Here is a 12,810-nt window from a genome sequence, read left to right on the forward strand (position 1 = left end):
TTTATACTAATTAAGTTAAACTAGCTTATTGATAAAGGAAGTGTGACCGTTGTCCATTAGTCCAGCGGAACAAAAACCTGTGAAGATAAAAGTACATACATCGATTCGGAATGGAAATGAGAAAGAAACTTTTGAATTGACGACATTTGGCCGATACTATGAAAAGAATGGCTCCTCTTTTCTTCAATACGAAGAAGTAATGGAAGAGGGTACGATTAAATCCATTGTAAAAGTGTCAGAAGAAGAAGTGTTAATTCTCCGTTCAGGAGCCGTTTCTATGCGAATGGTATTTCAAAAAGAAAAGAAGCTAAGAGGAAGATACGAAACTCCTTTTGGTCAAATGGAACTTACAACAAGAACAAAGCGACTAAACCACTCTTACAATGAAGAGACAAACAAGGGTCTAGTGGATTTACTATATGAATTGAATATGCAAGGCTCTAATGCGGGTACATATCACATGGAAATTACCTTTGAGGAGGAAAAGTAGGAAATGAATATTGTCGAGCAAGTCCAATTGAAGCTCAAAGAAGAAATTAAAGCAGCTGTCTTAAAAGCAAATCTTGCAACAGAAGACCAAATTGCAGACGTTATTTTAGAAGTTCCTAAGGAAAAGGCTCATGGAGATTACTCTACTAATATGGCTATGCAATTAGCTAGAGTGGCTAAAAAAGCTCCTCGTATGATAGCAGAAGCGATTGTAGAAAACTTTGACCAGTCAAAGGCGTCTATTGAAAAAATGGAAATCGCTGGTCCTGGCTTTATTAATTTTTATATGAATAATAGCTTTTTAACTGATTTGATTCCAACGATATTAAAAGCTGGCGACAACTACGGTGAAACGACGGTCGGAAACAATCAAAAGATCCAAGTCGAGTTCGTTTCAGCAAACCCAACAGGAGATCTTCACCTTGGACATGCACGTGGAGCGGCAGTAGGTGACTCATTATGTAACGTTCTAGCTAAAGCAGGCTATGATGTTTCTCGTGAATATTATATTAATGACGCTGGGAACCAGATCAATAATCTTGCATACTCGGTTGAAGCTCGATATTTCCAAGCTTTAGGAATGGAAAAAGAAATGCCGGCAGATGGTTACCACGGAGAAGATATTATTGGAATCGGTAAAAAACTAGCAGAAGAGTTTGGCGATAAATATGTTGAAATGGATGAACAAGAACGTTTCGATTTTTTCCGTGAATACGGATTAAAGTACGAAATGGCTAAGCTGAAAAAGGATCTAGAGGACTTCCGTGTACCTTTTGATGTATGGTACTCAGAAACTTCTTTATACCATAACGGAAAAATTGAAACGGCATTAAATGCACTAAAAGAAAATGGTCATATTTATGAAGAAGACGGTGCAACTTGGTTCCGCTCAATGGAATTAGGTGATGATAAAAACCGTGTATTAATTAAGCAGGATGGCTCTTATACATATTTAACGCCTGATATCGCTTACCATAAAGATAAATTAGAGCGTGGCTTTGAAAAGCTAATCAACATTTGGGGTGCAGACCATCACGGTTATATCCCACGTATGAAAGCGGCTATTGAGGCTTTAGGTTATGGGCGCGACGCACTTGAAGTAGAAATCATTCAACTCGTTCACCTATATAAAAACGGTGAGAAAATGAAGATGAGTAAACGTACAGGTAAAGCCGTTACGATGCGTGACCTAGTGGAAGAAGTAGGTCTAGATGCAGTACGTTATTTCTTTGCGATGAGAAGTGCGGATACTCACATGGATTTTGACTTAGACTTAGCGGTTTCGCAGTCTAACGAAAACCCTGTTTATTATGCTCAGTACGCACATGCACGTATCTCAAGTATTCTTCGCCAAGGAGAAGAGCAAGGGTATCAAGCGGACCTCGATGCAGACTTCTCTTTAATTGGAGCGGAAAAAGAAATCGAATTGCTTAAAAAGCTAGGGGAATTCCCTCAGGCTGTTGCAGAAGCAGCTCTAAAAAGAATGCCTCACCGCATTACAAATTACATTTATGAACTAGCATCTACTTTCCATAGTTTTTACAATGCTGAAAAAGTGTTAGATGCAGAGAATGTTGACCGAACAAAAGCACGTTTAGCATTAATTAAAACCGTTCAAACGACATTGAAAAATGCACTCTCTCTAATTGGAGTTTCAGCACCGGAAAGAATGTAAATTTCTAATAAATAACGAAAACAATCATAATATAAAAAGGCATCTGAAAATTTTAGATGCCTTTTTCTCATTCAAACCCTTTAAGTGGGGAATAGCTATAGTATGGATTGTAGTCAATGAGGAGGATCATATGAAACTTGCCATTTTAGCCGTTATTACTGGATTTATTGTAGGATTTATATTTGCTTTATTAAAATTACCTATCCCAGCGCCACCTGCTCTTCCTGGTATAATGGGGATAGTCGGTATTTATTTAGGTTTCAAAGCATATGAGCAAGTTGCTCCATGGCTTCAAACTCTTTGGAAATAGGAAAAAGCGGCTTTGGCCGCTTTTTCTATTTCCATTCAATCATCGCCCCGCCAATCCGTTTAACCCCTCTTATTTTACTAACATCCTCAACAAGTTTCAGTGCTGCTTGATCTTTCTTTTTCGCCTCAATCATAAAGTCAACATCAACTTTCAGTGACTTTAGTATCTCTAACAACGGCATGATGAACTCTAAATCTACATAGTCAGCATGAGGTCTGAATTCCTTTTCAGATTTAGGAGAGGAAATATGAATTTTCGGTCTCAGTCCTACACGTTCCCACGTTTTAAAAATCATCGGCAATGTCTCTTCTAATGGTGTAACACAACAATTCGCCATATGGTGATGGTAATCAAATACTAGAGGGATATCTTCTTTTAAACAAACCGCTAAAGTCTCATCGGTAGTATAGGTTTTATCATCATTTTCTAGTGTCATTCTGTTTTTGATATGCTGAGGTAATTTTTTTAAATTGTTATGAAATCTTTTAATTGTTTCCTCTTTATCTCCATAAGCCCCGCCGATATGAATATTAATAATACCCTCGTCTTCCAATCCCATAGCTCCAAGCATTCGATAATGGTAATCCATATCTATGACCGCGTTGTCTGTAACTTCCTTTCTTGTAGAGGTAAACAAGGTATATTGATTGGGATGAAAACTGACGCGCATATGTGTCTTTTTTATTAGGTTTCCTAATTCCAACCATTCTTGACGAAAAGGTTCGACAAAATCCCAATTTACTTCTGGATGGGTGGATAGAGGAGCAATGGAACTTGAGAGTCTGTATAGCTGTATTTCATGAGCGATATTATAGTGGACCATTCTTAGCGTGTTTTGAATGTTCTGAGCTGTCACCCAGTGAAGTCGCTCATTTCTCTCTTCCTCAGGCAGCTGTTTATATCGAGTAAAAGTAAGGGCTCTAGCGGGAGATGCCTCCCATAAGCTTATAGCAGTGGAGACATATCCAAAGCGAATTTTCATTGAACAAATCTCCTTTATCTAGCCAGTTTATGAGTGTTTATAAAAAGTGGGAGATAGGTCGTGCGATAGCTTCTTTTATGGATGTACTAAGCTTAAACCGGTTTAATTCCTCCAATGTTAACACCTTCGAATCTAAAATATCCTTCTCAATGACAGCTTTTAGTTTATCTATTAAGTTTTTATCGAATATATAGCAATTTATTTCATGGTTTAAAAATAAGCTTCTTTTATCAAAGTTTGCCGTGCCAATGTCACAGATATTATCATCAATAAATAATACTTTTGCATGGTAGAACCCTTTTAAATACTGATGAACATCAGCGCCTTTTTTCAATATTTCTCTTAAATAAGGGTGGGAAGCTTCCTGGACTAATGCATGATCTGATTTATATGGGACAAGTAAAGTGATGTGGACACCACGATCTAAAGCATCTAATAAATCCTTCAAAATTTTTGTACTTGGTATGAAGTATGGAGTACCAATCATGATAGATTTTTCCGCCTTACGAATGAGTCCACTGAAGGTTTCTTCTAGGTAAAACCCTTCAGAAGGAATAATTTGATGTCTCGATTGGCCCTTTGGTAGCATCGGAAAATAAATACTATCTTGCAGAAGGTTTTCCTTCCTTTCTTCACGCCAATCTTTTAAAAACTCTCGTTGTAAATCATGAACCCCTTCACCCATGATTTTCAAATGATAATCTCTCCAAGGGCAAAGTTTCGGATCCATGTTGATGTATTCCTTCCCAATATTAAATCCACCTATATAACCCATTTTTCCGTCGATAACGGTAATCTTGCGGTGGTTTCTCACTTGAGATGAGTAAAAGAGGAAGGGAAATTTAAGAACATGGCAAAAGGCAAACTTCACACCATCATCTTTTAACTCTTTTACGATGGAATTTTTAACACTAAAACTCCCTAACCAATCCAGTAGTAGACGGACTTCAACACCATTTTTGGCTCTCTCTTTTAAAATTGATAAAAATTCTTTGCTGACGGGATCGTCCTTTACGATGTAAAATAGAATATGAATATGCTTTTCAGCTTTCCTGAGTTCAGAAAATAAATCCTCAAATAATTCTGGGCCACCTGTAAAAATCTCAAAGTTGCTTTCTCGAATCGGGTAATTTTTACGATTAATAGCTGACAGGTGTTTTTTTCTCCCAAATTTATAGTCAAGAAACAAGAGAAGTCCAATCAGCAAGAGAACTGCAACAATGATTGCTAAGGCCATAAATCTTAGATTCTCCCCTCAGTTGGTTTGACTATATTTTGTCCGTTTTATCATCTTCTATGAATGAATGTGCTATATAAGGAAGCTCTTAGTAGAATACTTTGTAACCGCATACATATTGATTACCTAATCTGAATAGATTTGTTAAACAAGTTTTCATCTAAAACAATTATAAAATCAATAAAAATTGGTTGACTGAATGCTCATTCATTATATAATGGAATTAGAAATAAATTCAGAAAATTTCATTCGTTTTGAAATTTTCCTCAAATGTTAGAGTTAGAGGGGAACTCTTAAATACAATAAGGAAGGGGAACACTAGCATATGAATGGACTACTATGGATTAACTTAGTTGCATTTTTACTTGTAACCGCTTACGCAGCCAGCTTGTTCGTGTATGTTTTAAAAACGAGATTAGAATTTATTAAACTCGGTAAGAAGATTGAGTTTGATAATAATCTTAAAGAGCGCTGGCAAAAAGTTTGGGTAAATGTGTTTGGCCAAAAGAAATTATTAAAGGACAAGAAAAGTGGAATAATCCACGTTATGTTCTTTTATGGATTTATCCTTGTTCAATTTGGAGCAATAGATTTTATCATTAAAGGAATTAAACCGGAAACTCATCTACCGTTAGGTCCTTTATATCCTGCATTTACATTTTTCCAAGAGATTGTAACGTTAACAATACTAGTAGCGGTAATTTGGGCGTTTTACCGTCGTTACGTTGAAAAACTAGTACGTTTAAAAAGAAATTTTAAATCAGGTCTAGTACTAATTTTTATCGGAGGATTAATGCTTTCCGTTTTACTTGGTAACGGAATGAGCTTAATCTGGCACGGACATGAAGCAACATGGTCTGAGCCTATTGCGTCACTATTTTCGGTAGTATTTTCATGGATAGGTGAAACAGCATCTATCGTTGTTTTCTATATTGCATGGTGGATTCATTTATTATTCCTATTAACATTCCTTGTGTATGTACCACAATCAAAACATGCGCACTTAATCGCTGGACCTGCTAACGTATTCTTTAATCGATTAAGTAAGCCAGGAAAATTAACAAAAATTGATTTTGAAGACGAGAGCCAAGAAAGCTTTGGTGTTGGTAAAATTGAAGATTTCACTCAAAATCAATTAATCGACTTATATGCTTGTGTAGAGTGTGGACGTTGTACAAATATGTGTCCAGCAACTGGCACAGGAAAAATGTTATCACCAATGGATTTAATCCTTAAATTACGTGACCACTTAACGAATCACGGTGCAGCTGTCACTCAAAAACAACCTTGGGTACCAACGTTTGCTTTTGGTAACACTCAAGGGAACCAAATTGCTCTTGCAGCAGCAGGTAAAGGAATGGAAGAATCTGCAGCAGCATTAGCATACAGCCCAAGCTTAATTGGCGAAGTTATTACAGAAGAAGAGATCTGGGCTTGTACAACATGCCGTAACTGTGAAGATCAATGTCCAGTTATGAATGAGCACGTTGATAAAATCATTGACCTTCGTCGTTACCTAGTGTTAACAGAAGGGAAAATGGATGCAGATGCACAAAGAGCAATGCAAAACATTGAGCGTCAAGGTAACCCTTGGGGACTTAACCGTAAAGAACGCGAAAACTGGCGTGATGCACGTGAAGATGTTCATGTACCAACAGTAAAAGAGATGAGTAAAGCGGGCGAAGAGTTCGAATACTTATTCTGGGTTGGTTCAATGGGATCTTACGACAACCGAAGCCAAAAAATCGCTTTAGCATTTGCTAAATTATTAAATGAAGCAGGCGTGAAATTCGCGATTTTAGGAAATAAAGAGAAGAACTCTGGAGATACAGCTAGACGTTTAGGAAATGAGTTTGTGTTCCAAGAGCTAGCTACGAAAAACATTGAAGAGTTTGAAAAGAATGAAGTGAAGAAGATCGTAACAATCGATCCGCACGCTTATAACATTTTCAAAAACGAGTATCCAGATTTCGGCTTAGAAGCAGAAGTTTATCATCATACAGAACTTTTAGCTCAACTAGTTAAAGAGGGAAGATTAAAACCTCAATTTGCGGTTAATGAAACGATTACATTCCATGATTCTTGTTACTTAGGACGCTACAACGAGGTATACGATGCTCCTCGTGATATTTTAAAAGCGATTCCAGGCGTGAAGTTAGTGGAAATGGAAAGAAACCGCGATACAGGAATGTGCTGTGGAGCTGGTGGAGGTCTAATGTGGATGGAAGAAGAAACAGGACACCGTATCAACGTGGCTCGTACAGAACAAGCCTTAGCGGTTAATCCATCTGTCATTAGTGCGGGATGTCCATATTGCTTAACGATGTTATCTGACGGAACAAAGGCAAAAGAGGTTGAAGAAACCGTTTCAACATACGACGTAGCTGAATTACTAGAAAAATCTGTTTGTGGCGAGCCTCAAACATTAGTGTCATAAAAAATGTAGAGATTAAATAAGTTTTAGAGGATAGTAGGAATGATTACACCATACTTAAAAATTTGTAAGAATTTTATGTAAAGTGTTTCAATTCCTACTATTTTTGCTGTAAAATAGAATTGTAAATAAAGCGCTTTCAAAGGAGATCATTTAAACCGATCTCCTATTATGAAAAACTTATCTCGAGCGAGCGTTCAGTCAAGTTATTAACAAACAATACTCCATGATCAGTCATCCATTTTATCTTCAAACAAAGATTTCCACTACATTGTAAATAAATAATAGATTCTCAGAATAGGAGAGGTTTATATGGGTAAAACCGTCATTCTTAGCGGAGTTCGCACACCTTTTGGAAAATTCGGAGGAGCGTTAAGTAGCTTAACAGCTTCAGATTTAGGGGCAATCGCAGTAAAAGAAGCCTTAAATCGTGCTGGTGTAAAAGGTGAAGAAGTGAATGAAGTCATTTTAGGTACCGTTCTCCAAGGGGGACAAGGACAAATCCCTTCTCGTCAAGCCGCTCAAAAGGCAGGATTGCCTTGGGAAGTGAAGACAGAAACGATTAATAAAGTTTGTGCATCTGGAATGAGAAGTGTAACTCTAGGTGACCAAATTATTCGTGCAGGAGATGAAGAAGTCATTATTGTTGGTGGAATGGAATCGATGAGTAATGCTCCATACATTCTTCCAAAAGCACGCTTTGGGTTACGAATGGGAGATTCACCGGTTAAGGATTTAATGGTTCACGATGGACTAAGCTGTAGCTTTACAGGAGTTCATATGGGAACTTACGGAAATTCTGTAGCGAGCGAAATGGAACTTAGTCGCGAAGCACAAGACGAATGGGCTTATAGAAGTCATCAACTAGCAATCGAGGCAATTGAATCAGGAAAATTAGCTGAAGAAATTGTGGCAGTTGAGATTCCGCAAAGAAAAGGAGATCCCATTGTAGTTTCTCAAGATGAGTCTCCAAGAAAAGATACTTCTATTGAAAAATTAGCAAAATTGAAACCTGTTTTTAATTCAGAAGGAACGATTACAGCTGGTAATGCTCCTGGAGTAAATGATGGTGCTGCGGCTTTAGTGTTAATGAGTGAAGAGCGTGCAGAACGTGAAGGTAGAAAGCCAGAGGCATATATCATTGGCCATGCTGCAATCTCTACTGAAGCAAAAGATTTTCCGAAAACACCTGGTTTAGTTATCAATGAAATCTTAAAGAAAACAGGTAAAACATTAGAAGAAATAGATTTACTTGAAATTAACGAAGCATTTGCAGCGGTCGCTTTAGCAAGTGGAAAGCTAGCAAACTTAGACCCTGAGAAAGTGAATGTCAACGGTGGAGCAGTAGCACTAGGGCATCCAATCGGAGCAAGTGGAGCAAGAATTATTATTACGTTAATGCATGAGCTAAAGCGCCGAGGTGGCGGAATTGGTATTGCAGCTATTTGTAGCGGTGGCGGCCAAGGGGATGCAGTAATGATTGAAGTACCAAAACAATAAGTTTTCAAAAATATAAATCTATAAAAATGAACGGGGGAAAATAAATGAGTGTTAATAAAATTATGGTAATTGGTGCAGGACAAATGGGTTCAGGAATCGCTCAAGTATGTGCGGCTGCTGGTTATACAGTCTTATTAAATGACTTAAAACAAGAGTTTGTTGACCGTGGATTAGGAATTATTAATAAAAACCTTTCTCGTCAAGTATCGAAGGAAAAAATGACAGCTGAACAAATGGAAGAAGTGTTAAGTCATCTAACTCCTTCAACAGATTTAAATGACGCAAAAGACGTTGACTTAGTCATTGAGGCAGCTGTAGAAAACATGGAGATTAAGTCAAAAATCTTCAGTCAGTTAGATTCCATTGCTCCAGCTCATGCGATTTTAGCTAGTAATACATCATCACTTCCAATTACTGAAATTGCTGCTGTAACGAATCGTCCTGAAAAAGTGATTGGAATGCACTTTATGAATCCAGTTCCAGTTATGAAATTAGTAGAAATCATTCGTGGGCTTGCAACAACGGATGAAGTGTATCAAACCATTGAAGATATTACAAAAAAATTAAATAAAGTACCTGTTGAAGTAAATGACTTCCCAGGGTTTGTTTCAAATAGAATTCTTATGCCAATGATTAACGAAGCAATCTACACTCTGTATGAGGGAGTAGCGACAAAAGAAGCGATTGATGAAGTCATGAAGCTTGGTATGAATCATCCAATGGGACCTCTTACGCTAGCTGATTTTATCGGATTAGATACTTGTCTTTATATCATGGAAACATTACATGAAGGCTTCGGTGATACAAAATACCGCCCATGTCCATTGCTTCGAAAATATGTAAAAGCTGGCTGGTTAGGTCGTAAAACTGGTCGTGGATTCTACGTATACGAGCTCTAAAACGTTAAAAGGAACTGAACTTTATATACAACAATAGCCGCCTAAAGGCTAAAGTGTTGGAGGGAAAATAGATGAATCTGAGATTTACAGAAGAGCAGGAAATGATGCGCAAAATGGTTCGAGACTTTGCGCAAGCTGAAATCGCTCCTTTTGTTGAAAAAATGGAGCAAGGCGAATTTCCAAGACCGATTTTAAATAAAATGGCTGAGCTTGGTTTAATGGGAATTCCTGTACCAGAGCAGTATGGCGGTGCTGAGATGGATTTTACCTCGTATATTATCGCCATCAATGAACTGTCGAAGGTAAGTGCAACAGTAGGAGTGATTCTATCTGTTCATACATCCGTTGGTACAAATCCTATTCTTTATTTCGGAAATGAGGAGCAGAAGCAAAAATATGTTCCGAAGCTAGCATCTGGTGAATATTTAGGAGCGTTTTGCTTAACTGAACCAAGTGCAGGATCAGACGCAGGAAGCTTAAAGTCAAAAGCTGTTTTAAAAGATGACCATTACGTAATTAATGGCTCAAAAGTGTTCATCACAAATGGTGGAGAAGCGGATGTTTATATCGTGTTTGCTTCGACAGACCCTGAAGCTGGGAACAAAGGAATATCCGCATTTATTGTTGAAAAGGATACTCCTGGTCTAATTATCGGGAAAGATGAACATAAAATGGGACTTCATGGTTCAAGAACCGTACAAATTACTTTTGAAGATATGCGTGTTCCTAAAGAGAATCTTCTTGGAAGTGAAGGCCAAGGTTTAAAAATTGCTCTAGGTAACTTAGATGTAGGACGTATTGGAATTGCAGCTCAAGCACTTGGAATTGCTGAGGCAGCTTTTGAAGCAGCGGCTAATTATGCAAAAGAACGTCAACAATTTGGTAAGCCAATTGCTCTTCAACAAGGAATTGGTTTCAAATTAGCGGATATGGCTACAAACATTGAAGCAGCAAGACTATTAATCTACCGTGCAGCAGATTTACGCTCTAAAGGCTTGAACTGTGGTAAGGAAGCATCCATGGCAAAATTATTTGCTTCAAAAACAGCAGTAGAAGTAACAACAGAAGCGATTCAAGTATTTGGTGGATATGGGTACACAGAAGAATATCCAGTAGAACGCTATTTCCGTGATGCCAAAATCACAGAAATTTATGAGGGTACTAGTGAAATTCAAAGGCTAGTTATTAGTAAGCAACTATAAAAAATATTTTAATAAACCAAACCAAGACGGGGGAATAAAAGATGAACTTCCAATTATCAGAAGAACATGAAATGATTCGTAAGATGGTACGCGATTTTGCTAGAAACGAAGTAGCTCCAACAGCGGCAGAAAGAGACGAAGAAGAGCGCTTTGACCGTGAAATCTTTGACAAAATGGCTGAGTTAGGTTTAACGGGGATTCCTTGGCCAGAAGAGTACGGCGGAATCGGAAGTGACTATTTAGCATATTGTATCGCAGTAGAGGAGTTATCACGTGTTTGTGCTTCAACGGGTGTAACATTATCTGCTCATACTTCATTAGCTGGATGGCCTATTTATACGTTTGGTACAGAAGAGCAAAAACAAAAATACTTACGTCCAATGGCTCAAGGAGAGAAAATTGGTGCATATGGTTTAACTGAACCAGGAAGTGGATCAGATGCTGGTGGCATGAGAACGACAGCTCGCCTTGAAGGAGATCACTACGTATTAAACGGTTCTAAAATCTTCATCACAAATGGTGGAATTGCTGATATCTATGTAGTGTTCGCTATCACAGATGCATCTCAAAAGCATAAAGGTCAAACGGCATTTATCGTTGAAAGTGACTTCCCAGGCTTCTCTGTTGGAAAGAAAGAGAAAAAGCTAGGAATTCGTTCATCACCTACAACTGAAATTATTTTCGAAGATTGCAAAGTGCCTGTAGAAAACGTACTTGGCCAAGTGGGCGAAGGTTTCAAAGTAGCGATGATGACTCTTGATGGTGGACGTAACGGGATTGCTGCACAAGCAGTTGGTATCGCACAAGGTGCACTAGATGCTTCTATTGACTATGCAAAAGAGCGCGTTCAGTTTGGTAAGCCAATTGCGGCTCAACAAGGAATTGGTTTTAAATTAGCGGATATGGCAACAAGCATTGAAGCTTCAAGACTATTAACTTACCAAGCAGCATGGTTAGAGTCAAAAGGATTACCGTACGGAAAAGAGTCAGCAATGTCTAAGTTATTTGCTGGGGACACGGCAATGAAAGTAACAACAGAAGCAGTTCAAATCTTTGGTGGATACGGATATACAAAAGACTATCCAGTTGAGAGATACATGCGTGATGCAAAAATTACTCAAATCTATGAAGGTACACAAGAAATTCAACGCCTAGTAATCTCTCGAATGGTGACGAAATAAAAGCGGAAGGCGCCCGTTTATCGGCGACAAGCATAAGACGAGCCGGCTTAAAGGTTGTTTTTTAACCTTTTAGACGGATTGGCTTATGACTCGAGCCGATGGCGCCTGGAGCTAGACAGTAATCTAACTTCAGAAATGATTACTGTCTTATCTCTTAAAAATAGGGTCTGACCCCCTTTAGTAAACTAAAGGGGGTCAGACCCCCACGGTGGGGGATGCGATGAAAAAGCGTGAGGTTCATGCTTCGGTAAAAGATGAACGCCTCGTAATCAAACGACGCAATCAAATGATTAAAGGGGCGGTTACTCTTTTTAAAGAAAAGGGGTTCCATCGTACAACAACGAGAGAAATTGCGAAGGCTTCAGGATTTAGTATTGGAACGTTATATGAATATATTAGAACAAAAGAAGATGTTCTTTACTTAGTGTGTGATAGTATTTACGACCAAGTACAAGAACGAATGAATCGAGATATAGATACGAATCAGGGGACAGTTGCTAACTTAAAGGTTGGGGTAGCCAATTACTTTCGGGTAATGGATGAGATGCAAGACGAGGTCCTTGTCATGTACCAAGAAGCCAAGTCTCTTTCTAAGGATGCACTTCCCTACGTATTAAAAAAGGAAATGGAAATGGTCGCTATTTTTGAACGAATGATTCAAAAATGTGTGGAAAATGGAGAACTTACTCTATCTGAACAACAAATTTCAATGCTTTCCCATAACATTGTCGTTCATGGACAAATGTGGGGCTTTAGAAGATGGTCTATTCAAAAGATGGTTTCTCTTGATGAATATATCGAACTTCAAACCGATTTATTGATTCATGGCATCGTAAGTGTGAAAGAAAAGTCAGTTTAATAGGGTTTTATAAAGGGGTATTTTTAGATAAGGGGGAGAACG

11 protein-coding genes are annotated in these 12,810 nt (G+C 38.1%); 9 read left to right on the top strand and 2 right to left on the bottom strand.

Features of this window, described 5'->3' with window-relative positions; all coding sequences use genetic code 11:
* Positions 1-49 precede the first annotated feature (49 nt).
* From SM124_RS08405 to SM124_RS08415, 3 genes are all read left to right on the top strand, one after another.
* Entirely contained in the window at positions 50-490 is a 441-nt protein-coding gene (locus SM124_RS08405) for a YwiB family protein (protein ID WP_322446066.1), read from the top strand.
* A 3-nt stretch (positions 491-493) separates the two neighbouring features.
* Positions 494-2,164, top strand: a complete 1,671-nt coding sequence (gene argS / locus SM124_RS08410) for an arginine--tRNA ligase (protein WP_322446067.1) — start codon at positions 494-496, stop codon at positions 2,162-2,164.
* 130 nt (positions 2,165-2,294) lie between these two features.
* The gene (locus SM124_RS08415; protein ID WP_322446068.1) at positions 2,295-2,474 is read left to right on the top strand and encodes a DUF1427 family protein; all 180 of its coding nucleotides are present in this window, start codon (positions 2,295-2,297) and stop codon (positions 2,472-2,474) included.
* A 25-nt stretch (positions 2,475-2,499) separates the two neighbouring features.
* On the opposite strand, the gene uvsE is transcribed toward SM124_RS08415, so the two are convergent.
* Positions 2,500-3,456 (bottom strand): UV DNA damage repair endonuclease UvsE, encoded by a 957-nt coding sequence (gene uvsE / locus SM124_RS08420; RefSeq protein ID WP_322446069.1) that lies wholly within the window; start codon positions 3,454-3,456, stop codon positions 2,500-2,502.
* A 37-nt stretch (positions 3,457-3,493) separates the two neighbouring features.
* On the bottom strand, positions 3,494-4,693 hold the full coding sequence (gene cls, locus SM124_RS08425) for a cardiolipin synthase (protein ID WP_322446070.1): 1,200 nt from the start codon (positions 4,691-4,693) through the stop codon (positions 3,494-3,496).
* A 325-nt stretch (positions 4,694-5,018) separates the two neighbouring features.
* Between cls and SM124_RS08430 the strand changes: the two genes are divergently transcribed.
* From SM124_RS08430 to SM124_RS08455, 6 genes are all read left to right on the top strand, one after another.
* Positions 5,019-7,130, top strand: a complete 2,112-nt coding sequence (locus SM124_RS08430) for a (Fe-S)-binding protein (RefSeq protein ID WP_322446071.1) — start codon at positions 5,019-5,021, stop codon at positions 7,128-7,130.
* A gap of 309 nt (positions 7,131-7,439) precedes the next feature.
* Positions 7,440-8,627 (top strand): acetyl-CoA C-acetyltransferase, encoded by a 1,188-nt coding sequence (locus SM124_RS08435; RefSeq protein ID WP_322446072.1) that lies wholly within the window; start codon positions 7,440-7,442, stop codon positions 8,625-8,627.
* 44 nt (positions 8,628-8,671) lie between these two features.
* Positions 8,672-9,526 carry a 3-hydroxybutyryl-CoA dehydrogenase gene (locus tag SM124_RS08440; protein WP_322446073.1) on the top strand — a complete coding sequence of 285 codons (855 nt, stop codon included), beginning with the start codon at positions 8,672-8,674 and terminating at the stop codon, positions 9,524-9,526.
* A gap of 71 nt (positions 9,527-9,597) precedes the next feature.
* Entirely contained in the window at positions 9,598-10,728 is a 1,131-nt protein-coding gene (locus SM124_RS08445; RefSeq protein WP_322446074.1) for an acyl-CoA dehydrogenase, read from the top strand.
* Positions 10,729-10,769: 41 nt separating this feature from the next.
* The gene (locus SM124_RS08450) at positions 10,770-11,909 is read left to right on the top strand and encodes an acyl-CoA dehydrogenase (protein ID WP_322446075.1); all 1,140 of its coding nucleotides are present in this window, start codon (positions 10,770-10,772) and stop codon (positions 11,907-11,909) included.
* Between the two features lie 220 nt (positions 11,910-12,129).
* Positions 12,130-12,768 (top strand): TetR/AcrR family transcriptional regulator, encoded by a 639-nt coding sequence (locus tag SM124_RS08455; RefSeq protein ID WP_322446076.1) that lies wholly within the window; start codon positions 12,130-12,132, stop codon positions 12,766-12,768.
* Positions 12,769-12,810: the final 42 nt, after the last annotated feature.

Source organism: Robertmurraya mangrovi, from assembly GCF_034427655.1.
GTDB lineage: Bacteria > Bacillota > Bacilli > Bacillales > Cytobacillaceae > Robertmurraya_A > Robertmurraya_A mangrovi.